General features: G+C 42.8%; 19 protein-coding genes. 14 read left to right on the top strand and 5 right to left on the bottom strand.

The features are described from left to right. Position 1: 1 nt before the first annotated feature. From HMPREF1532_RS02440 to HMPREF1532_RS02410, 7 genes are all read left to right on the top strand, one after another. Positions 2–553 carry an RNA polymerase sigma-70 factor gene (locus HMPREF1532_RS02440; RefSeq protein WP_005924314.1) on the top strand — a complete coding sequence of 184 codons (552 nt, stop codon included), beginning with the start codon at positions 2–4 and terminating at the stop codon, positions 551–553. Beyond that, positions 550–1,404 (top strand): FecR family protein, encoded by an 855-nt coding sequence (locus HMPREF1532_RS02435; RefSeq protein ID WP_005924311.1) that lies wholly within the window; start codon positions 550–552, stop codon positions 1,402–1,404. The genes HMPREF1532_RS02440 and HMPREF1532_RS02435 overlap by 4 nt, the downstream gene beginning before the upstream one ends. A gap of 98 nt (positions 1,405–1,502) precedes the next feature. Further along, positions 1,503–3,065, top strand: coding sequence for a carboxypeptidase-like regulatory domain-containing protein (locus tag HMPREF1532_RS02430; protein WP_007478273.1), 1,563 nt, complete (start codon positions 1,503–1,505; stop codon positions 3,063–3,065). Positions 3,066–3,240: 175 nt separating this feature from the next. After that, complete coding sequence (locus tag HMPREF1532_RS02425; RefSeq protein WP_005924305.1) at positions 3,241–3,636, top strand: hypothetical protein; 396 nt, start codon at positions 3,241–3,243, stop codon at positions 3,634–3,636. Positions 3,637–3,749: 113 nt separating this feature from the next. Beyond that, positions 3,750–3,926 carry a DUF4250 domain-containing protein gene (locus HMPREF1532_RS02420; protein ID WP_005924302.1) on the top strand — a complete coding sequence of 59 codons (177 nt, stop codon included), beginning with the start codon at positions 3,750–3,752 and terminating at the stop codon, positions 3,924–3,926. 57 nt (positions 3,927–3,983) lie between these two features. Beyond that, positions 3,984–5,558 carry a ClC family H(+)/Cl(-) exchange transporter gene (locus HMPREF1532_RS02415; RefSeq protein WP_005924299.1) on the top strand — a complete coding sequence of 525 codons (1,575 nt, stop codon included), beginning with the start codon at positions 3,984–3,986 and terminating at the stop codon, positions 5,556–5,558. Positions 5,559–5,685: 127 nt separating this feature from the next. Next, positions 5,686–6,369, top strand: coding sequence for a hypothetical protein (locus HMPREF1532_RS02410; protein ID WP_005924296.1), 684 nt, complete (start codon positions 5,686–5,688; stop codon positions 6,367–6,369). Positions 6,370–6,941: 572 nt separating this feature from the next. Here the strand turns inward: HMPREF1532_RS02410 and nfo are convergent. Continuing rightward, positions 6,942–7,784, bottom strand: a complete 843-nt coding sequence (gene nfo, locus HMPREF1532_RS02405) for a deoxyribonuclease IV (RefSeq protein ID WP_005924293.1) — start codon at positions 7,782–7,784, stop codon at positions 6,942–6,944. 423 nt (positions 7,785–8,207) lie between these two features. Further along, entirely contained in the window at positions 8,208–9,575 is a 1,368-nt protein-coding gene (locus HMPREF1532_RS02395; RefSeq protein ID WP_005924290.1) for a TrpB-like pyridoxal phosphate-dependent enzyme, read from the bottom strand. A gap of 264 nt (positions 9,576–9,839) precedes the next feature. On the opposite strand from HMPREF1532_RS02395, the gene HMPREF1532_RS02390 reads away from it, so the two are divergent. Together HMPREF1532_RS02390 and HMPREF1532_RS02385 are read left to right on the top strand one after the other, a co-directional pair. Further along, entirely contained in the window at positions 9,840–11,675 is a 1,836-nt protein-coding gene (locus HMPREF1532_RS02390; protein WP_005924287.1) for a TrkH family potassium uptake protein, read from the top strand. An 87-nt stretch (positions 11,676–11,762) separates the two neighbouring features. Continuing rightward, positions 11,763–12,449: a potassium channel family protein gene (locus HMPREF1532_RS02385; RefSeq protein WP_005924284.1), complete on the top strand. Its 687-nt coding sequence runs from the start codon at positions 11,763–11,765 to the stop codon at positions 12,447–12,449. 97 nt (positions 12,450–12,546) lie between these two features. On the opposite strand, the gene HMPREF1532_RS02380 is transcribed toward HMPREF1532_RS02385, so the two are convergent. After that, on the bottom strand, positions 12,547–14,013 hold the full coding sequence (locus HMPREF1532_RS02380) for a catalase (RefSeq protein WP_005924281.1): 1,467 nt from the start codon (positions 14,011–14,013) through the stop codon (positions 12,547–12,549). A gap of 189 nt (positions 14,014–14,202) precedes the next feature. On the opposite strand from HMPREF1532_RS02380, the gene HMPREF1532_RS02375 reads away from it, so the two are divergent. The 5 genes from HMPREF1532_RS02375 (at position 14,203) to HMPREF1532_RS02355 (ending at position 19,245) form a co-directional block, all read left to right on the top strand. Beyond that, positions 14,203–16,533 carry a beta-galactosidase gene (locus HMPREF1532_RS02375; RefSeq protein WP_005924278.1) on the top strand — a complete coding sequence of 777 codons (2,331 nt, stop codon included), beginning with the start codon at positions 14,203–14,205 and terminating at the stop codon, positions 16,531–16,533. Between the two features lie 251 nt (positions 16,534–16,784). Beyond that, a complete protein-coding gene (locus HMPREF1532_RS02370; protein WP_005924275.1) occupies positions 16,785–17,219 on the top strand; it encodes a DUF4890 domain-containing protein in 435 nt (144 codons plus the stop codon). 79 nt (positions 17,220–17,298) lie between these two features. Next, a complete protein-coding gene (locus HMPREF1532_RS02365; RefSeq protein WP_005924272.1) occupies positions 17,299–17,844 on the top strand; it encodes a DUF4738 domain-containing protein in 546 nt (181 codons plus the stop codon). A gap of 427 nt (positions 17,845–18,271) precedes the next feature. Continuing rightward, on the top strand, positions 18,272–18,712 hold the full coding sequence (locus tag HMPREF1532_RS02360) for a PepSY-like domain-containing protein (protein WP_005924269.1): 441 nt from the start codon (positions 18,272–18,274) through the stop codon (positions 18,710–18,712). Positions 18,713–18,750: 38 nt separating this feature from the next. Continuing rightward, entirely contained in the window at positions 18,751–19,245 is a 495-nt protein-coding gene (locus HMPREF1532_RS02355; RefSeq protein WP_025819629.1) for a PepSY-like domain-containing protein, read from the top strand. A gap of 116 nt (positions 19,246–19,361) precedes the next feature. On the opposite strand, the gene HMPREF1532_RS02350 is transcribed toward HMPREF1532_RS02355, so the two are convergent. After that, complete coding sequence (locus tag HMPREF1532_RS02350) at positions 19,362–20,570, bottom strand: L-serine ammonia-lyase (RefSeq protein ID WP_005924263.1); 1,209 nt, start codon at positions 20,568–20,570, stop codon at positions 19,362–19,364. 64 nt (positions 20,571–20,634) lie between these two features. Continuing rightward, complete coding sequence (gene corA, locus HMPREF1532_RS02345) at positions 20,635–21,687, bottom strand: magnesium/cobalt transporter CorA (RefSeq protein ID WP_005924260.1); 1,053 nt, start codon at positions 21,685–21,687, stop codon at positions 20,635–20,637. Between the last annotated feature and the right edge of the window lie 36 nt (positions 21,688–21,723).

Raw genomic sequence — 21,723 nt, 5'->3', positions numbered from 1 at the left:
TATGCTGAATGAACTGTTCATACTGGCTAAGATAAAAGAGGGTGATATAAAAGCGTTTGAGAATGTTTTCAGACGTTATTATTCTCCTCTTTGCTGGTATGCAGCAGGCATTACGGGTGAAATGGAGACGGCAGAGGAGATAGTAGGAGAACTATTCTATCTATTTTGGAAGGATCGGGAAAAATTACAGATATTCCGGTCAATTAAAAGTTATCTGTACAAAGCAGCGTGCAATGAAGCGCTTCAGTATTGCCGCCATAAAGAAGTTGAAGAGCGGCATCGCGAATATGTACTGGCTACCGATACTTTCGGGCAGGGAACGGATCCCCAACGGGATTTGGAGTATGAAGAATTGCAGGCACTGATTCGGCATACGCTTGACAAACTCCCCGGACGCCGGCTTCGTATATTTGAGATGCATCGTATGGAAGGTAAAAAGTATGCCGAGATTGCCCTGGCTCTCTCCCTTTCAGTGAAGACAGTGGAGGCGGAGATGACGAAAGCACTCTGTACTTTACGAAAAGAAATCGATGATTATATTTTAGCGAAATGATTGAAGTGAACAAAAATAGTACAAGGACGGATGTAGCGTGGAAACGTTTATATAGCCGCTTGAACCAAGATAATCTGCTTCCGGCCACCGGAGAAGAGACGATACATCGTAGGCTTTTCTTGAAATGGGGAAGGGTGGCTGCGGCTGTGTTTATAGGAGCTGTCTGCTTGGCATCGGTTCTGTGGATTGCACCGGGAAACAGGCATACCGGCTTGAATTTGGTGATACAGGAAAATCGCGAAGCATCTACTTTGGTTACAACTCTTGAAGACGGTTCTATTGTCTATTTAGGACAACAAAGTACTCTGAAATATCCCGAACACTTTGCTGCGGATAAGCGGGAAGTAAATCTCCGTGGAGAAGCTTTTTTTGATGTGACCAGAAAACATGAACAGACTTTCCTGATCGAAACAGAGAAAGTGCGGATCGAAGTGTTGGGTACGGCTTTTAATGTCCGCAGTAACGAAAAAGGTCTTTTCTGCCTGTCTGTACGACGGGGCAGGGTAAGGGTTTCGATGAAGCAGGGAGGACACAGTGTACTGGTAGATGCCGGGAAGACAGTTACATTGCAGGAAGAGCGGTTGCAACTGAGTGATACCCGGGAGTCTGGCGAGTCCGGACGTTATACAAGAAATATACGTTTTAAGGATGAATGTCTGGAAGATATTTTGCGGGTGGTGAATGATGAAAATTCCGCATTACGGTTACAGGTCGGCTCTCCAGCTTTAAACCGACGGAGACTGACTATTGAATTTTCGGACAGTTCTCCTGAAGTGGTTGCTGAATTGATCTGCTATGCATTGGGCTTGAAGTGTTCGCGCGAGGACGGCAAATTGATACTGTCCGAATGAGAATTCTTTAAATCATTTCGGATAATAATATCTTTAATAAGGCTGGATGATGATCTCTCTAAATAATAGGCAAATAACGGTTTCTTAAATATAGAATTATGAAATACTGCCGTCTCTTTATGTTCTTCTTGGGATTGTTTCTCATTGCTGCCGGTACGCTGAGAGCAGACGGAGACGATGTGCTTGATCGCCTCATCAGGTTGCCTAAGATGAAAGGTACGGTATATGCTTTATTAGGCAAGGTTTCGGAATGTTCCGGATACCTTTTTGTTTACGATAGTAAAATTGTGAACAATGATGCCGTGGTAAGGATAAAGAGTAAAGAGTGTACGGTTCGACAGGCCATTTACGGGATAATAGGCAATAAAACGTTGGAACTTAAGGTGATAGGGCAGCATATCCTTATTTTACATGCCGATGGCAGAAGAACTGAAATAGAGAAAGAAACCGGACTGTCTTATCCAGCCTATTTTACGGTTTCCGGTAGATTGCGAGACAAAGAGACGGGAGAGTCTATCGTAAATGCATCTGTCGCTATTCAGGGAACTTCAATGGGAAATGTTACGAATAAAGATGGCGGGTTCCGGCTTCATCTGCCGGATTCTTTAAGACATTGCACTCTTTCCTTTTCTCATCTGGGATATGTAGCACAGGATGTTGAAGCGGCTGTTTTGGTTGACCGTGATAACATACTAAGTCTGGAACCGAAGGTTGTTCCTTTACAGGAACTTCTGATTCGGTTGGTAGAACCCGGAAAGCTGTTACGGGAAATGATCGAGTGCCGGAAAGAAAATTATTCGTTGAATCCTGTCTATCTGACAACGTTCTATCGGGAAGGAGTTCAATTGAAAGGTAAATTTCAAAGCTTGACGGAAGCAGTTTTCAAAGTATATAAAAGTTCTTTGCTGGACTCCGAGATGCCGGACCAAGTGAAATTGTTGAAGATGAACCGGATGAATAACCGGGAAAATACCGACAGTTTGATAGCTAAAATACGGGCAGGTATCCAGGCTTGCCTGCAACTTGATGTGATGAAGGATTTACCCGATTTTCTGTCGGTCGATTCGGAGGATAACCCATATGTATATACTTCCGGCGGTATTACGTTTTTGGACGATCGTTGTGTCAATGTAGTCTGCTTCGGGCAAAAGCCGGGAGTCAAAGAACCGCTCTATTGTGGCGAGTTGTATATCGATTCGGAAAATGGTGCATTGCTGAAGGCCCGTATTGAAGTACAACCTCGATATATAAAGAGGGCTACGCGGATTTTTGTTGTCCGGCAAGCGCAGAATGTAAACTTGACTACCCAGAAGGTAGTATATACCATCTCTTATAAGCCATGGAACGGAACGTATTATATCCATCATATTCGCGGCGATCTGTATTTCAAAATGAAGAAGAAGCGTGTATTATTCAGTAACCCTACACTGCATACTTGGTTTGAGATGGTGACTTGCAGAGTGGATACAGAGCATGTCGTTCGTTTTTCCCGTACCGAGCGGATACCTACTCATGCGGTTTTTTCGGACATGAATTTCAAATACGATGAACGTTTTTGGGAAGATTTCAATGTTATTCCATTGGAAGAGGAACTGAGCAGGATTATCGAAAAAGTGGCATTAAAGATCGAGCAAATCGATCATCCGGAAGAATCCAGATGAGCTTGTAGGAGAATCATAACTCATCTTATTATCAGAGATATTCCGAAAATATTCATTAGTTTTGTAGTCATCTTTTCCAGTATTTTCGGTTTATATATTTTGAGGTGACATGGAAAGAACGGAGGAGATTCGGGGAGCTATAATCCGGACGCAATACTTTTGAAAACAATAAGTTATGATTAAACAAGATTATCTGTTACGTATGATTCAGGAGATTATTTCGCTGATAGCCAATGCGATACTGAATAAAAAGAAAATCCGTCAGCAGGAGTGGGTGGAGTATGATTGTCTGACCGGACAGATATTGGGCTTTCCTGCGGAACAACTGATAGGTATGGATATGCAGGAACTGATTGAGCAATACGAAGGCGATCCTGATAGAATGGGGAAGATAGAGCTGGCTGCCATGACTTTGTTGAAAATGTCCGATGAAACGGATGCCGATCATCTTTTACAGAAATCCAAGCTCCGGCAGGAGGGGATGGAGTTGTTGAAATATGTTCAGAAAGCGGGGAACACCTTTTCCATTCAGCGTGTGGCATTGATTCATTTGTTAGAGATGAACGGATAAGCAGAGTGCTGCGGATGGCAGTGAGAAATGCGCTGTTAAAACTTCATGGTATACATATCCATTTATTCTGAAAAACTGTATCTTTGTGCCCGATTGTAAAATAGCGTTTTGATATGGAATTACCTAAAGACCCGATGATGCTGTTCAGCGTTGTCAATATGAAACTTCGTGATCATTATTCTTCATTGGATGAACTGTGTGATGATCTGCACATTGATAAAGACGATATTATCGGCCGGCTGAAAGCTGTCGGTTTTGAATACAGCCCCGAACATAATAAGTTTTGGTAATCCTCACAAACATCTCCGGCTGTTTGGTTGTTATACCCCCAAAACATATATCGGGGTATGTTCGCACGTTGGAAAAGCTTGAAAGGAGTCAGAGGATGGCATGTTTGGAAATTAAAACTGATTGATGCCAGATTGTATTTCGTCAGTATCTTTGTGGGATTACTGACGGGACTTGTTGCCGTACCCTATCATTATCTGTTACAGTTCTTTTTTGATACCCGGCGTACTTTTTTCGATGCTCACCCTCGTTGGTATTGGCATATTCCGTTGTTTTTGGCATTGTGGGGTATTCTTATTTTTGTCGCTTGGCTGGTCGGCAAAATGCCGCTTATTACCGGGGGAGGTATTCCGCAGACACGCGGAGTGATTAACGGCCGTATTTCCTATAAACATCCTTTCATCGAGATGGTCTCCAAATTTGCGGGCGGTGTACTTGCACTTACAGCCGGTTTGTCCTTGGGGCGTGAAGGACCATCGGTGCAGATCGGTTCTTATGTGGGGTGTCTTGTTTCCAAATGGACAAGGGTACTTTCGGGAGAGCGTAAACAGCTTCTTGCTGCCGGGGCAGGAGCCGGGCTGGCAGCCGCTTTTGCAGCTCCGTTGGCCTCATCATTATTGGTTATCGAGTCTATTGAGCGTTTTGATGCGCCAAAAACTGCCATCACTACATTGCTTGCGGGTGTTGTGGCAGGAGGGGTGGCCAGTTGGCTGTTTCCTGTCAATCCCTACCATCTGATAGATGCCATTGAGCCGTTGCTCCCTTTTCTTTCCCAATTGAAACTGTTTTTATTGCTGGCGGTGGTGATTTCTCTTTTTGGGAAGTTCTATTCTGAAGTGACCTTGTATTTTAAGCAAGTTTATACCGGTGTAAAGCATCCGGCATATATGAAGATGCTCTATTTGCTGGTAGTAGCTTACTCTATCTCGCTGGTACAGGTAAATCTGACGGGGGGAGGAGAGCAGTTTTTGCTGGAACAGGCTTCCGGTAATGGCAGCATCCAAATAATGTGGGTGGTAGCTATGATGATGCTTCATTTTGTGTTTACAGCGCTTTCCGTTTCTTCCGGATTGCCGGGAGGAAATTTCATTCCTACTTTGGTTACCGGAGGATTGTTCGGGCAAGTGATCGCTTTGATATTGGTGCAGAGAGGTTTCATCGCACAGGAGAATGTGAGTTATGTGATGCTGATTTGTATGTCCGCTTTTTTGGTGGCTGTTATCCGGACGCCATTGACGGCTATTGTCTTAATCACTGAAATCACCGGGCATTTCGAAGTGTTTTATCCCTCTGTGGTGGTGGGCGGATTGACTTACTATTTTACGGAATTGCTTCAGATACAGCCTTTCAACGTCACTCTTTACGATGATATGATTCATACTCCGGATTTTCAGAAGCAGAAACGCTATACTCTTTCCGTTGAAATCATGACCGGTTCCTATCTGGATGGTAAAGAGGTTGATGAATTACGGTTACCCGAACGCTGTATCATCATCAATGTACACCGTGACCGAAAGGATCTGAAACCGGATGGAATACGGTTGATTCCGGGTGATCAGGTGCAGATAGAAATGGATGCACAGGATATTGAAAAGTTATACGAACCATTGGTTAGTATGGCAAATATTTATTGAAAAGGCTTGAATGGTGAGCAAAACTGTAATAGTTATAGGCTATTTCGATGCTTTTTACTAATAATTCTTTGTTTTCTATTTCTTTTGTCTATATTTGCAGCCATACTTAAAAATAACACCTACTGAGATGAAAAAACACGATTCTCTTTTCTTTCTCTGCGTGCTTGTCTGTTTCCTCCCTTTTTTCTTGAGTGATGCAGTATATGATGCTTATAAGCAGTTCAATGCCTCCCACGGCATGGTGATGAGTTTTATCAAGTTTGCCATTCTCTCCACTTTGGGCGAAGTTATCGGTCTGCGTATCAGCACCGGTGTTTATCATCGTTCCGGTTTTGGCATTCTGCCGCGTGCCTTTGTCTGGGGCTTGCTTGGGTTGGGGATAAACATGGCTTTTGTGGTTTTCTCGGCGGGAGTTCCTGCATTTGCTTCCTATTTGGGAGTGCAGGATGCTTCCGGTATTATGTCCGGTCCTTTTTCATTGGATAAGGTATTACTTGCATTGGCCATTTCTGTGACTATGAATACTATTTTCGGGCCGGTATTTATGACGTTGCACAAGGTTACCGATACCCATATTCTGGCTACCGGAGGGACGTTGAAAGGTTTCTTTACTCCCATCCCTATGGGAAAAATATTGCAGGGGTTGAATTGGAAAGTGCAATGGGGATTCGTGTTTAAGAAAACCATTCCTTTTTTCTGGTTTCCTGCCCATACGATTACGTTTTTATTGCCCGGTGATGCTCGTGTGTTGTTTGCTGCTCTGTTAGGGGTAGTGCTTGGTATATTCTTGGCTGTGGCTGCACGTAAATAGATGGAATAGTGTGTTTTTTATTAAAATACCACTGAGAATTTACCCCTTTCACCGCCTTCACCTTTTTTGCTCAATCCCCTTATTCATCGGATATACAGGGTGAAGGGGCACTCGGTCTTTTGTGCACCGTGCAAAGTTCTTCTAAGAACGGTGCATTCACACTGTATGGATAGTGCTCGGAGGAAGTAAGCATCCTGCTTACGGTTGTTGACATGCCGCGTCGTTCCTTTTTAGCGGGGTTTCACCTTGTCTGCCCGATGAATAAAGGGATTGAGCAAAAAAGGTGAAGGTGGTGAAGACGGGAAGAATATGTTGGATACCGACTGTTATAAAGGGAATTTTAAACTATAAAAGAAAAGATGTAGCAGATTTTAAAAAAAGATGCTACATTCTTTTTCTTAACTTGCTACATCTTTTAGGGAAAGACGGAAGTCTTTTGCGAGAATCTGCTACGTCTTTTTCTTAATCCGATTGCGTTTCTACTATCAATTGCATTTCATTCCACTGCCGGTTACATCGCATTGGGTTTTCGAGTTATTCCTTTTGCAATTGTACATTTGCCGAATGAAACTCTATTTGGATTCCGACTGCTTTCTTAACCATGCGATTTCCTGCGGCCATAGTGTTTCGTCTATCGTCTCAAGTATAAGCGGCATATTGTCGAAACGTGGGTCACGCATCAATTTCTCAAAGAAAGGGAATCCGATAAAACCTTTTCCGATGCTGTCGTGGCGGTCCACGCGGCTACCCAATGCTTTCTTCGAGTCATTGAGGTGCATGGCGCGAAGATATTGAAAGCCGACCACCTCTTCAAACTCATTGAAAACCCTTTCATAATCTTCCAACAGGTCATAGCCGGCGGTAAAAGTATGGCAGGTATCCAAGCAGACCCCTACGCGGGTTTTATCTTCCACACGGTCGATGATGTACTTTAAATGCCAGAACTCATTACCGAGGTTACTGCCTTGCCCGGCGGTGTTCTCGATGACTGCCGTCACCTCTTTCGTTTTTTCTAAAGTGATGTTGATACTTTCCGCGATGAGGCTAAGGCAATCTTCTACAGAAATTTTGTTCAGATGACTGCCGGGATGGAAATTTAACAATTTCAGTCCTAACTGTTCGCAACGCTGCATTTCGTCCAAAAAGGCAGCGCGGCTTTTCTCCAATCCCTCCGGTTCCGGATGTCCGAGGTTGATCAGGTAACTGTCGTGCGGAAGGATGTATTCCGGTTGGAAATCATACTTGGCGCAGTTCTCTTTAAAAAGTCGTATACTCTCTTCCGTCAATGGCTTACTTACCCATTGGCGTTGGTTCTTAGTGAAAAGTGCAAAGGCATTTGCGCCTATTTTGTGTGCATTGACGGGAGCGCTTTCTACACCACCCGATGCACTGACATGTGCTCCGATATATTTCATGAAGTTTCTTTTTTATTCTATAATCCAATGTTCTATATTACGTTCTTTTTGTGAGAAGTTGACTCCGACTTTAACGAGTGTCCTTCCATCGGCGATGTATGGGATAAGGTATCCTTTTTCATTGATCCGTTCCTTCTTTAATGGGGTTTATCATAGCTTTTTCAAGCACTTGGTTTGGTTTACAAAGATAGATAAATTCCCGTTGATACAACAAGGAGTAACCCATAAATGTTTCTTTCATGCAGACCAAGAAGAAATTTTGGTTATGCCACGGATCGGCAAGGAATTTGAAACCTGTGATATGTGGGAAAGATACAGGTACTCCACTGGGGTGTACGGATATTCATGTGAAAATATGAATCCCCTTTCTCGCTTTGTCGATGGCAAGAGAGGGGATTATAAACAGAGTGATAATTGAAAACTTTACGCCAGATTACCTATTTCATCCAGATTCTTTTGAATATCCTCGTCACTGAGCGAGTAGTTCATCAAGTCTCCTGCCAGGTATTTATCATACGATGCCATATCGATGAGGCCGTGACCGGAAAGATTGAATAAGATCACTTTCTCTTCTCCGGCCTCCTTACATTTATTGGCTTCACGGATGGTGGCGGCAATGGCATGGCAGGATTCGGGAGCGGGAATGATACCTTCGGCCTGTGCGAAAAGGCAACCGGCTTCGAAGGATTCGAGCTGCTTGATATCTACCGCTTCCATTAGTCCGTCTTTCAACAACTGAGAAACGATGACACCTGCACCATGATAGCGAAGGCCGCCTGCATGAATATTTGCCGGAGCAAAATTGTGGCCTAAAGTGAACATGGGCAATAAGGGGGTATACCCTGCTTCATCTCCAAAGTCGTATTGGAATTTTCCGCGTGTCAGTTTCGGACAAGAAGCCGGCTCTGCTGCGATAAAACGTGTCTTTTTTCCTTCAAGGATGTTGTGACGTATAAAGGGGAAAGAAATTCCGCCGAAGTTGGAACCGCCTCCAAAACAGGCAATCACCATGTTGGGGTATTCTCCGGCCATCTCCATCTGCTTTTCAGCTTCCAGTCCGATGACGGTTTGATGTAAAGCCACATGACTGAGCACCGAACCGAGGGTATACTTGCAGTTCGGAGTTGTTTGTGCCAGCTCGATCGCTTCGGAAATGGCGGTACCTAATGAACCTTGATAATTCGGATGGGCAGTCAGTATATCTTTTCCTGCGCGGGTAGACATGGAGGGGGAAGGGGTAACCTGTGCGCCGAATGTCTGCATAATACTGCGGCGGTATGGCTTTTGCTCATAGCTGATCTTTACTTGATATACGGCCGCTTCCAGTCCGAAAAGTTTAGCGGCATATGCCAGTGACGCCCCCCATTGTCCGGCTCCGGTTTCTGTTGTAACGTTTGTTACACCCTCTTTTTTGCAATAATAAGCTTGCGGAATGGCAGAGTTCAGTTTGTGTGATCCCATCGGGCTTACACTTTCGTTCTTGAAATAAATATGTGCCGGAGTACCCAGTGCTTTCTCCAGTCCGTAAGCGCGCACCAAAGGGGTACTGCGATAATATTTGTACATTTCGCGCACTTCCTCGGGAATCTCGATCCATTTATCTGTTTGGTTTAATTCCTGGCGGCAGAGTTCTTCTGCAAATATCGGGTAAAGATCTTCGGCTTTCAGAGGTTGTTTGGTACCGGGATGTAAGGGAGGCATCGGTTTGGTTACCATGTCAGCCTGAATGTTGTACCAATAGCGTGGAATTTCATCTTCGGGTAGTATATACCTTTTAGTTTTATTACTCATAATATTGTGGTTTTTGATATTTTAGTTGCCAAAAATAAACATAATTTTTAATACGGTGATTAAATACGCAACAAAGAATAGAATTAATTGTTATTTTGTTTAAGTTTGCAACTGAAATAATGTGTCAATGCGGCAATCTGTTAATGACCCGGATTCCATGGGATAACTTAATTGTGCACGAATTGGAAAGTGAATGCATGGGTACATTATTTTGTATAGCCGGTTGGTATATGGGTATGTTGGCACATTAACACATTATTGATTATGAAGATTTATCATAAAATACTACTGTATCAAAATAAACTACTACAACCCTATGTACGTATTTTGCTTAGGATGATGGCGGTTCTTACTTACATGGCTTCTTTACTTTTGATTGTGGGTGTGGTTTATGAACATGGTTTTCCTCTTTCTGCAACCGATATTTCGCATCTGAAAATTTTGTATAAAGCGGTATGGATCATCTTCCTGATAGATGTTACATTACATATTTTTCTTGAATATAAAGGAACAAAGAAAAACTTCCGGAAGTTGGCGTGGATATTGAGTTGGCTACTTTATCTGACGTTAGTTCCCGTTATATTCCATCGTCCCGATGAAGAGGGAGCCATTTTGTATGTATGGGATTTTTTGGGTAGCAAACTTTATCATATTCCTCTTTTGCTTCTTTTTTCTTTTCTTAATTTATCAAACGGACTGGTACGTTTGCTGGGGCGGAGAACCAATCCGTCATTGATTCTTGCAGTGAGTTTCTTCGTAATAATTCTGATTGGTACGGGATTGTTGTTATTGCCTCGTTGCACAGTAGAAGGGGTCGTATTGTCGTGGGTGGATGCCTTGTTTACTTCGACAAGCGCCGTATGTGTAACAGGCTTAGTGCCCGTGGATGTATCGGCAACGTTTACGCCGATGGGGCTGACGGTCATTATTCTCTTGATTCAGGTCGGAGGTTTGGGAGTCATGACATTGACCAGTTTCTTTGCGATGTTCTTCATGGGAAATACCTCGTTGTATAATCAATTGGTAGTGCGTGATATGGTAAGTTCCAATTCTCTGGGATCTTTACTGTCTACTTTACTTTATATTTTAGGTTTTACCATGGTGATAGAAGGTGCAGGAATGGTATCTATCTGGCTGGGTATACACGGCACGTTGGGGATGAGTCTGGAGGAAGAACTGGCATTCTCGGCTTTTCATTCCATTTCCGCTTTTTGTAATGCGGGCTTTTCTACGCTTCCCGGAAATTTAGGCAATCCGATGGTGATGACCGGGCACAATTCTCTTTATATTTCAGTTTCTTTATTGATTATTTTAGGAGGAATCGGATTTCCTATTCTGGTGAATTTCAAAGATATAGTACTCTATCATTTACGTCGTTTCTGGAAATTTGTGCGTACTCTGAAGCTTGACAGGCATAAAAAACAACATTTGTACAACCTGAATACGAAGATTGTGCTGATTGTGACTTTATTATTGTTAGTATTGGGCACATTGGCGGTTGCTGCTTTCGAATGGAACGGTTCTTTTGCCGGAATGTCCGTAGCCGACAAATGGACACAGGCTTTTTTCAATGCCACTTGTCCGCGAACAGCAGGATTCAGTAGTGTGGACTTAACGAGCTTGAGTGTGCAGACTATATTGATTTATATATTTCTAATGTGGATTGGCGGTGCGGCTCAATCCACTGCCGGCGGTGTCAAGGTGAACGCTTTTGCAGTTGTGGTTCTCAATTTAATAGCTGTTCTACGCGGAACGGAACGTGTCGAGGTGTTCGGGCGCGAACTTTCCCACGATTCTATCCGGCGTTCCAATGCAACGGTGGTGATGTCTCTCGGGGTATTGTTCTTGTTTATTTTCGTATTGAGTATATTAGAACCGAAAATGTCGGTCATGACACTTACGTTTGAGTGTGTGTCTGCGCTAAGCACGGTTGGTTCGAGTTTGAACGCTACTCCTCTGCTTCGCGATGAAAGCAAATTGTTGGTGGCTTTGTTGATGTTTGTGGGGCGTGTAGGGTTGATAACCTTGATGTTAGGAATTGTGAAACAGAAAAAGAATACGAAATATCGTTATCCGAGTGATGATATAATAATTAACTAATATGCCAATGTGCCGACTGGCTGCGCAATAATGGGAAAAACGTCATGTGCAGACGAAGGCAGTGGTTAATTGAAAAAATAGGAGGATATGAAATACATTATTATTGGCTTAGGAAATTATGGGCATGTGTTGGCAGAAGAATTTTCTGCTTTGGGGCATGAAGTGATAGGGGCGGATATTAGTGAGAGTCGTGTAGACAGCATTAAGGATAAAGTGGCTACGGCTTTTGTGATCGATGCTACGGACGAGCAGTCATTGAGTGTACTTCCATTGAACAGTGTGGATGTGGTGATTGTGGCGATTGGTGAAAATTTTGGTGCTTCTATCCGCGTGGTGGCTTTGTTGAAGCAAAAAAAAGTGCAGCATATCTATGCGCGCGCCATTGATAATGTACATAAAGCAGTTCTGGAAGCTTTCAGTTTGGATAAGATTCTGACACCGGAAGAAGATGCGGCCCGTAGCTTGGTTCGTCTGTTTGATTTTGGTACTTCCATGGAAGTTTTCCGGATAGATGCAGAGTATTATATCGTCAAGTTCCGTGTTCCGGAAAAATTTATCGGCTATTTTGTGAATGAGTTGAAGCTGAACGAAGAGTTTCATTTGAAGATCATAGGCTTGAAGCGTGCGGAAAAAATAGAAAATTGTCTTGGTATATCGTTGACTGATAGTAAGATTGTAAATGAATTACCGGAGAATGATAAGATACAGGAAGGGGATGAACTGGTGTGTTACGGTAAATACAAAGACTTCCAGAAATTGTGGAAAGCTTTATAATTTAAAACTATATACTCTTATATGGTAAGAGTATATAGTTTTACTATACAAAAGTGTATACTTTTGTATGACAAGAGTATACACTTTAATTTTGACTTTATCTGTCGGCTTTCAAAGCTTCTTCCAAGTTGATGCCTAATGCTTTGGCAACACCTGTGCCATAAGCAGGATCGGCCTTATAGCAGTTGCGTACATGGCGTTGCTTGATGAATAGTTCGGAATCACCCATGGCACGAGCCGTGTTTTCGAAGAGTAATTGCTGTTCGTCTGCCGGCATCAATCGGAAAAGGTCGCCCGGTTGACTGTAGTAATCATCGTCATATTCCCGTTCGTTATAGTTATAGATGTCACCGTGAACTTTCAAGGGCGGTTCTTTCTTTTCCGGAGAATCTTTCCATTCACCGTAACTATTGGGTTCATAACCTTTGGTTGCGCCATAATTGCCATCTACCCGCATCGATCCATCACGATGGTAAGCGTGGAACGGACAGCGTGGTTTGTTCACCGGTATCTGTTCGGAATTCACGCCGAGACGATAACGCTGGGCATCTCCATAGGAGAAGAGACGTCCTTGTAACATTTTGTCCGGAGAGAAGCCTATTCCTTCTACGATATTCATCGGGTTGAATGCGGATTGTTCCACTTCGGCAAAGTAGTTCTCTGGATTGCGGTTCAGTTCGAGTATACCTACGTCTTGCAAAGGAAAGTCTTTATGCGGCCATACTTTTGTCAAGTCGAATGGATTGATACGATAATTATCAGCTTCCTCCTCCGTCATTATTTGGATTTGGAACAGCCATTTCGGGAAATCACCTTTCTCGATACTTTCGAAAAGGTCTCGTTGGTGAGATTCACGGTCTTTAGCTACGATCGCCTCTGCTTCCTGATCTGTCAGATTTTTAATACCTTGCAAGGTACGAAGGTGGAATTTTACCCAGGTGCGTTTGTTCTCTGCATTATAGAAACTGTAAGTGTGGCTGCCGAATCCGTGCATATGACGGTAAGAATAAGGAATACCGCGCGGGCTCATGGTGATGGTGACTTGATGCAATGCTTCGGGAAGCAGTGTCCAGAAATCCCAATTACTGTTAGGGCTACGCATATTTGTTTTCGGATCGCGTTTAATGGCATGGTTTAGGTCGGGAAATTTTAGCGGGTCACGAAGAAAGAATACGGGGGTGTTGTTTCCTACCAGGTCCCAATTTCCTTCTTCTGTATAAAATTTCATGGCAAAACCTCGGATATCTCTTTCTGCATCGGCCGCTCCGCGTTCTCCGGCTACGGTAGAGAAACGTACAAAACATTCTGTCTTTTTTCCGACTTCACTGAAAATGGCTGCACGAGTATACTTTGTAATGTCATGTGTGACGGTAAATGTTCCGTAAGCACCGGAACCTTTGGCATGCATACGTCTTTCGGGGATTACTTCCCGATCGAAATGAGCCAGTTTTTCAATTAACCACGGATCTTGCAAGGTGATCGGGCCACGAGGGCCTGCTGTCTGTGAATTCTGGTTGTCGGCAATGGGACGACCGTTGGCAGATGTTAGTTTTTTCTCTTCCATAATTTTAGATATTTTAATGGATTACTTTTAATATAACAAAGAGAACGAAGATTTTGTTGGTTGTTTTATAAACAATTCTATGGGAAAAAGATAAAATGACTGATAATTGTATCTTTTTTGACTTATAATTATACCCTTGGTTTTATCATATTGCTTTAATTTTGTAGCAGAATAAAGAATGAAATAAACATGAAGAACAAAATTATTTATCTGTTACTGTTTTGTACATGCCTGGCACTTCCGGGACAGGCTCAGCAATTTAAAACTTTTGAAGTCGGAAAAAAGACTTTTTTACTGAATGGAGAACCTTTCATTGTAAAAGCGGCCGAGCTGCATTATACACGTATTCCACAACCTTATTGGGAGCATAGGATCAAAATGTGTAAAGCATTAGGGATGAATACTATTTGCTTGTATGTATTTTGGAATATTCATGAACAGGAAGAGGGACAATTCGATTTTACCGGTCAGAACGATATAGCTGCTTTCTGTCGTCTGGCACAGAAACATGGAATGTATGTCATAGTGCGTCCCGGCCCCTATGTGTGTGCGGAGTGGGAGATGGGTGGACTGCCGTGGTGGTTGTTGAAGAAAAAAGACATTGCTTTGCGTACGCTCGACCCTTATTATATGGAGCGCGTGGGAATCTTTATGAAAAAGGTGGGTGAACAGCTTGTCCCTTTGCAGATTACTCGTGGCGGTAATATTATCATGGTGCAGGTAGAGAATGAATACGGTTCGTATGGCACGGATAAGCCTTACGTTTCTGCCATTCGCGATATGGTGCGTGGTGCCGGTTTCACGGAAGTACCTTTGTTTCAGTGCGATTGGAGCAGTAATTTCACCAACAATGCTTTGGATGATTTGCTGTGGACGGTCAACTTCGGAACAGGAGCCAACATAGACCAGCAATTTAAGAAACTAAAGGAACTGCGTCCGGAAACGCCGTTGATGTGCAGCGAGTTTTGGAGCGGATGGTTCGATCATTGGGGGCGTAAACACGAAACACGTCCGGCCAAGGATATGGTGCAGGGATTGAAAGATATGCTCGACCGTAATATTTCGTTCAGCCTGTATATGACTCATGGAGGTACCACGTTCGGACACTGGGGAGGAGCCAATAATCCTGCCTATTCTGCCATGTGCAGCTCTTATGATTATGATGCCCCGATTAGTGAAGCCGGATGGGCTACTGAGAAATATTTCCTGCTTCGTGATTTATTGAAGGGTTATCTGCCTGCCGGACAGTCTTTGCCGACTATTCCCGAAGCTCTGCCGGTAATGGAAATTCCAGAGATCAAATTCACGCAGGTGGCTCCTTTATTCAGCAATCTGCCCGTAGCAAAACAGGCAATAGATATTCAGCCGATGGAACAATTCGATCAGGGTTGGGGAAGTATCCTCTACCGCACTGTTTTGCCACAGGATGTAAAAGCCGGAACAGTGCTCGAAATCACCGAAGTGCACGATTGGGCGCAAGTCTTTGCCAACAATACCCTGTTGGCGCGTCTGGATCGCCGGAAAGGAGAATTTACCGTTACATTGCCTGCTTTGAAAAAGGGTACCCAGCTCGATATTCTGGTAGAAGCTATGGGACGTGTTAATTTCGATAAGTCCATTCACGACCGTAAAGGTATCACGGAGAGTGTGGTGCTGGCGGCTACGGACGGTAATAAGCAAATAGTAAAGAATTGGCAGGTGTATAATCTGCCGGTCGATTATGCTTTTGCGAGCAATAAGCAGTACGTTTCGGGTGGCAAGCAGGCGATGCCCGCTTACTATAAAGCGACTTTCAAACTTTCGAAAACGGATGATACGTTCCTCGATATGAGTACCTGGGGCAAAGGTATGGTGTGGGTGAACGGCCATGCGATGGGGCGTTTTTGGGAAATCGGTCCGCAGCAGACGCTCTTTATGCCGGGTTGCTGGCTGAAAAAGGGAGTGAATGAGATTATCGTTCTCGACTTGAAAGGTCCTGAGAAAGCTATGGTAAAGGGATTGAAGAAGCCAATTCTCGATGTACTGCGCGAAAAAGCTCCCGAAACTCACCGCAAAGAGGGTGAACATTTGAATCTTTCAGCCGAAACTCCCGCTCATAAAGGTGCTTTCATTCCGGGTAACGGCTGGCAGGAGGTACGTTTTGCCAATCCGGTGAAAGGACGTTATTTCTGTCTGGAAGCTCTTTCTCCACAGGCCGAGGATAATATAGCCGCTATTGCAGAGTTCGATGTCTTGGGTGATGATGGTAAACCGGTTTCCCGCGAGCATTGGAAAATCCGGTATGCCGACAGTGAAGAAACCCGCAGTGGAAATCGTACGGCCGATAAAATTTTCGATCTTCAGGAATCTACTTTCTGGATGACAGTGGATAATGTGGCCTATCCTCATCAACTGGTTATCGATTTGGATAAAGAGCAAACGCTCACAGGTTTCCGTTATCTGCCCCGTGCCGAAAAAGGGTATCCGGGAATGATTAAGGAATATCGCATCTATGTGAAGCCGACAGACTTTAAGTATTGATAAATAATTAGATAATTTGCCAATATGCCAATATGCCAATGTGCCAATGTGTCAATTAGCTGCGCGGAATGGTAGCACAGCCAATTGGTACATTATTTAATTATGCTCTTAAAGCATAGATTAAGAGGATTATAAGGTTATTTATTATTAAAATGGGAAGTTGAATTAAACTTCCCGTTTTTTATTGGGTCATATATAAAGTTGCAACAGAAAAATAGATTTAGTAGTTTTAACAAAAAGAAAAAGTTAGTATGAAAAGAATAGCATTTTTAATGATCGCCTTGTTTATGATAGGTGGGGTGGTTATGGCTCAAGGTCAGCGTGGAGAACATAAAAAGATGACTCCGGCAGAACGGGCGGAAAAGATGACGGAACGTATGGTAAAAGAGTATTCCTTGAATGATGCGCAGAAGAAACAATTGTTGGAGGTGAATCTGGCACGGTGTGAAAAAATGGATGCCCGTATGTCTATGCGTCCGGATGTAAATGGAAAGAAAGACGGGAAAAAAGCTCCCCAGATGACAAAGGAAGAGCGGGAAAAGATGCGTGCGGAAATGAAAAACGCCAATGACGAGTATAATGCACAGTTACAAAAGATTATGACGGAAGAGCAATATGCTTCTTATACGAAGAAACAGTCCGAACGTGAACAACGGATGAAGGAGGGGCGGAGAGAGAGGAAGTAATCAACTTTCAACTCCGAACATTTGTGTATTTCCGTCTCTTTTTGTTCCTTTGTCATTGTAATTAAAGAACGGATAAATTATGAAGAAACTCATATACCTGCTTGCCTATTGCTTTTTCATTGTTATTACCGCTTGTGGTGGAAATAAGAAAGCAGAAGAAAAATCATTGCTGATTATGCAGGATAGCGTTGATGCACGTGGCTTACAACGTATGCAGGTATCGAAGGCGGATGTTGATATCAAGTTTAAAGGTAAGGATTATCACTCTTTTATATCACGCACTCCGGATGAGGATTTGCCGTTGGTAAAAGATGATAGGGGGAATCAGTTTGTTGATAATAAGATTCAGCTTCGTTTAACGCGTGGCAATGAGCAAATCTTCAATATGACTTTTACAAAGAGAAATTTTGTTTCAATAGTAGGAGAGGACTTTTTGGCAAAGTCTATTTTGGAAGGAATGGTATACAACAAGACTACCCCGCAAGGAATTGTATATGCTGCCAGTGTGTGTTATCCGCAGACGGACTTGTATGTTCCTATTTCCATAACGATTACTGCTGATGGTAAAATGACGATGGCACGGGAAGAGTTATTGGAAGAAATTTATGATGAAGAGGGTGTTTAAGCTTTCTAATGCATTCGTGACAATGGATTTACACAAATGTAATACTTTTTAAAACAATTGAAAGGCAACCGTCAGGTTGCCTTTCGTATTTTAGCGGAGTCAATAAATGTTATGATTTATAAGAGGAATGAGGATGCTGAACTGACATCTTATGAATAATATCTAAATTTTTTCTTTTTCTTTGCTGGCGATAGTTGTTTTAATACTTACTGCCCAAAATGAAAAGTTGGTTCTTTTGACGGAATCTGTGAATATGCAGGCTGATTCGACATGTATTGACACTATGCTGTTTTCATTCTGTTGATAGTTAAAGAAACTGAAAAATGTGATCTCACTCTGTTATTCCTAAATCTTTCCAGAATCACTATCGTTATTTGCATTATAAAAACATAGGAAACTATATTATTAACATTAAAAAATAACGATTATGAAGAAAATTTTATCTGTTCTTGTGATGGCTATCGTAGCCGTTCAGTTTGCATTTGCCGGTGATGTGATTACTAAGGATATTAACCAGTTGCCACTGTCGGCACGCAATTTCATTAACCAGCATTTCACCAAGCCCCAAGTGGCCCATATTAAAATAGACAGCGAGGTTTTATCTAAGAAGTACGAAGTTTTATTGACCAATGGTATCGAAATTGATTTTGATGGCAAAGGGAATTGGCAGGAAGTGGATGCTAAAAAGGGAAAGGTACCGGTAACGATTATCCCCTCTTTCGTCAGTAACTATTTGAAGACGAATAATTTCACTACTGAGTTCGTTACTAAGATCGAACGGGACCGTAAAGGGTATGAAGTAGAACTGAATACCGATTTGACTTTTAAGTTTGATAAGAATGGTAAGTTCCGTAAAGCGGATGATTGATTGTAAGATATAGAACCTTGACCAATATAATTTTAGAGATGATGAAATTTAAATATTATTTAGGAGCCGTAATGTTGGCGATAATCCTGTTTTCTTTCAGTGCTTGTGACAACGATGATGATTATATGCCACCTAATCAGGACATCATTACAGCGTTAAAGCAACTTTATCCTGATGTACAGGATATAGAATGGAGTCAGAAGGGTGTTTATTATGTAGCTGATTGTTGGGTAAATGGGTCGGAACTGGATGTGTGGTTTGATGCAAATGCCAATTGGATCATGACGGAGATGGAGATTTTTCGTGAACAGCTACCCGCAGCCGTCAATACGGCTTACGAGGAGAGTGGTTACGGTGATTGGGTGATTGACAACCTTACTAAGCTAACCTTTCCGCATAAGTCGGAAGAATTTGTCTTTGAAGTTCAGAGAGGTGCACAGGAACGTGCTTTGTATTACTCCGCATATGGCGGTCTCCTTCTTGAAAAGGATATTACCGATGCGGATGACACACACTGGCCGGACGTGGAATAATGGGAGAGGGGAGAGTTGAGATGGGAGAAGTGATTGCGCTATCATGATGCAAAGTACTTCTCCCATTTCCCTTTATTCTTCTTATTCCCGTTGTCCCCTTTTTTTATAATCCTCTTTTAGCTAAATTCGTAATCTTTTGCCAGTCCTCCTTCACTTGTTTCTTTATAGAGGGAGGGGAGATCGTGTCCTGTTTGCTTCATTACTTGTACCACCTTGTCGAAAGAAACGCGGTGCATGCCATCTGTGAATGAAGAGTAGAGGTTGGCATCCAGTGCACGTGCGGCGGCATAGGCGTTGCGCTCAATGCAAGGGATTTGCACTAATCCGCAAACGGGGTCGCAGGTCATTCCTAAGTGATGCTCCAAGCCCATTTCGGCAGCATATTCTATCTGGGCAGGGCTACCGCCGAATAATTGGTTGGCTGCTGCTGATGCCATGGCACAGGCTACGCCTACTTCTCCCTGACAGCCTACTTCTGCTCCGGAGATAGAAGCATTGAATTTTACAATGTTTCCTACAAGGCCGGCTGTGGCTAATGCGCGTAAGATACGTATATCGCTAAAATCACGACTTTTGTATAAATGATAGAGCACTGCGGGCATTACACCACAAGAGCCGCAAGTGGGCGCAGTTACAATTTTTCCGCCGGATGCATTTTCTTCGCTGACTGCCAATGCATATGCAAATACAAGGCCGCGCGATTGTAACGATTGTTTGTATCCGGTAGCACGTATATAATAAGTGGAAGCCTTTCTTCTTAAGTTTAACGGACCGGGCAGGACCCCTTCTTCTTCCAATCCCCGACGGATAGAGTCTATCATTGTTTTCCATACCTCATTCAGGTAATCCCAGATATCAGAGTCCTCACACTCTTTTACATACTCCCAATAGCCTTTTCCACTACGTTCGCACCATTCTAAAATTTCCGTCATGCTGTTCATTCCGTATACATCACGGCTTTCAATGGAAGGCGTATCGCTGTTTTCGGCTAATGCCCCTCCTCCGATACTATATACCGTCCAGTTTTCAATGAGCTTATCATCAGTGTCGAAAGCTGCAAAAGTCATTCCGTTCGGATGAAAAGGGAGAAAGACTTTGGGTTGCCATATAATTTCTACCGGTGCTGTCGGTTCGAGGGTATCGATAATAGCGACATCCGTCATATGGCCTTTTCCTGTAGCTGCCAGACTCCCGTAAAGTGTTACTTTGAATTTTGCTGCATCCGGATGGCGTGTTACAAACATTTCAGCCGCTTTTCGCGGCCCCATCGTATGACTACTGGAAGGACCTGTGCCAATACGGTATAACTCTTTGATTGACTTCATATTATTGTACTCTTGTTATTCTTTCTAATAAACTTTCAACTCTCAACTTTCAACTCTCCCTCCTCTAATACCATTTCTTTTTCCGGAAAAATGCATAGACCATGATCCCTATAATGATCATTAATGCCCAAGCGAAACAGTATCCGTATCTCCAGTCCAGTTCCGGCATCATCTTAAAATTCATCCCCCACACACCGACAAGAAAGGTCAGCGGTATAAAAATGGTAGATACGATTGTCAGCCGTTTCATAATATCGTTCATCCGTAAATCATTGTTGGATATATAGAGGTCTACCAGAGATGACAGTGTTTCACGGCATATTTCAATTGTCTGGAGAACAAATTGCAAATGGTCGTTTACATCATTGAAAAAGGCACGGTTGGCTTTATGCATCAATGTACTGTCTCCTCTCAGCAGTCTGATATATTGTTCTTTTAGAGGAAATATGGATTTTTTCATCAACATATACTGGCGTCTGAGAGATTGAATTTGAATGCCTATATCATCACCGTCACTGATTCTGAGCAATTCTTCTTCAAGGTCTTCAAGTGCATCGTCTATATCCGAGACCATTGAAGTATAATTCCCTATTACGCTGTTCAGGAGTACGCTCAACAGATAATCGCTTTGTCTGCTTCGTATCTTTAATACATCGTTGCGCAAGGCTATACTTACGTCGTCAAAGAAATTAGTCTCCTTTTCAAGAAAGGTCAATACATAGTTTGCACCTAAGATAATACATACCTGTTGCTGCTCCAATTCATCCAGATCGTTTTCATTTTCTTTTTTAGCAGGGTGGAAGAGCTTTAGAATAAGTACGATGTATTTATCATGTTCTTCTATTTTGGTAGGATGGTCGGCATTTAAAATATCTTGCAGTACAAGGAAGTCTATTTCGAAATGTTCGCAGATTTCACGAATCGTTTCTGTGTCTTTCAAACCGTGTACTTGTAACCAGTTGATACGTTCATTGTTCAGTGAATTACTGACTTCATGAAAGTTTGTTCCTGAAGATTCCTGCATTTCATTGAGATTGTATGTACAGAGATGCAGATGGGTAGGAGTCTGGCTCTCACCCGTATAAATTAATTTTTCACTTAACAGGTTGTTTTTCATGCTTTATTTTTTGTTTAAGAAGACCACTACGACAAA

The organism is Bacteroides salyersiae WAL 10018 = DSM 18765 = JCM 12988, from assembly GCF_000381365.1.
Classification (GTDB): Bacteria; Bacteroidota; Bacteroidia; order Bacteroidales; family Bacteroidaceae; genus Bacteroides; species Bacteroides salyersiae.
Note: the sequence above shows the minus strand (reverse complement) of the source record. Positions and strands in the feature narration are given on the sequence as shown.

Bases quoted from the DNA above. Each gene is read 5' to 3' on its own strand.
- HMPREF1532_RS02440 (WP_005924314.1), top strand. From the start codon at position 2: ATGCTGAATGAACTGTTCATACTGGCTAAGATAAAAGAGGGTGATATA.
- HMPREF1532_RS02435 (WP_005924311.1), top strand. From the start codon at position 550: ATGATTGAAGTGAACAAAAATAGTACAAGGACGGATGTAGCGTGGAAA.
- HMPREF1532_RS02430 (WP_007478273.1), top strand. From the start codon at position 1,503: ATGAAATACTGCCGTCTCTTTATGTTCTTCTTGGGATTGTTTCTCATT.
- HMPREF1532_RS02425 (WP_005924305.1), top strand. From the start codon at position 3,241: ATGATTAAACAAGATTATCTGTTACGTATGATTCAGGAGATTATTTCG.
- HMPREF1532_RS02420 (WP_005924302.1), top strand. From the start codon at position 3,750: ATGGAATTACCTAAAGACCCGATGATGCTGTTCAGCGTTGTCAATATG.
- HMPREF1532_RS02415 (WP_005924299.1), top strand. From the start codon at position 3,984: ATGTTCGCACGTTGGAAAAGCTTGAAAGGAGTCAGAGGATGGCATGTT.
- HMPREF1532_RS02410 (WP_005924296.1), top strand. From the start codon at position 5,686: ATGAAAAAACACGATTCTCTTTTCTTTCTCTGCGTGCTTGTCTGTTTC.
- nfo (WP_005924293.1), bottom strand. From the start codon at position 7,784: ATGAAATATATCGGAGCACATGTCAGTGCATCGGGTGGTGTAGAAAGC.
- HMPREF1532_RS02395 (WP_005924290.1), bottom strand. From the start codon at position 9,575: ATGAGTAATAAAACTAAAAGGTATATACTACCCGAAGATGAAATTCCA.
- HMPREF1532_RS02390 (WP_005924287.1), top strand. From the start codon at position 9,840: ATGAAGATTTATCATAAAATACTACTGTATCAAAATAAACTACTACAA.
- HMPREF1532_RS02385 (WP_005924284.1), top strand. From the start codon at position 11,763: ATGAAATACATTATTATTGGCTTAGGAAATTATGGGCATGTGTTGGCA.
- HMPREF1532_RS02380 (WP_005924281.1), bottom strand. From the start codon at position 14,013: ATGGAAGAGAAAAAACTAACATCTGCCAACGGTCGTCCCATTGCCGAC.
- HMPREF1532_RS02375 (WP_005924278.1), top strand. From the start codon at position 14,203: ATGAAGAACAAAATTATTTATCTGTTACTGTTTTGTACATGCCTGGCA.
- HMPREF1532_RS02370 (WP_005924275.1), top strand. From the start codon at position 16,785: ATGAAAAGAATAGCATTTTTAATGATCGCCTTGTTTATGATAGGTGGG.
- HMPREF1532_RS02365 (WP_005924272.1), top strand. From the start codon at position 17,299: ATGAAGAAACTCATATACCTGCTTGCCTATTGCTTTTTCATTGTTATT.
- HMPREF1532_RS02360 (WP_005924269.1), top strand. From the start codon at position 18,272: ATGAAGAAAATTTTATCTGTTCTTGTGATGGCTATCGTAGCCGTTCAG.
- HMPREF1532_RS02355 (WP_025819629.1), top strand. From the start codon at position 18,751: ATGATGAAATTTAAATATTATTTAGGAGCCGTAATGTTGGCGATAATC.
- HMPREF1532_RS02350 (WP_005924263.1), bottom strand. From the start codon at position 20,570: ATGAAGTCAATCAAAGAGTTATACCGTATTGGCACAGGTCCTTCCAGT.
- corA (WP_005924260.1), bottom strand. From the start codon at position 21,687: ATGAAAAACAACCTGTTAAGTGAAAAATTAATTTATACGGGTGAGAGC.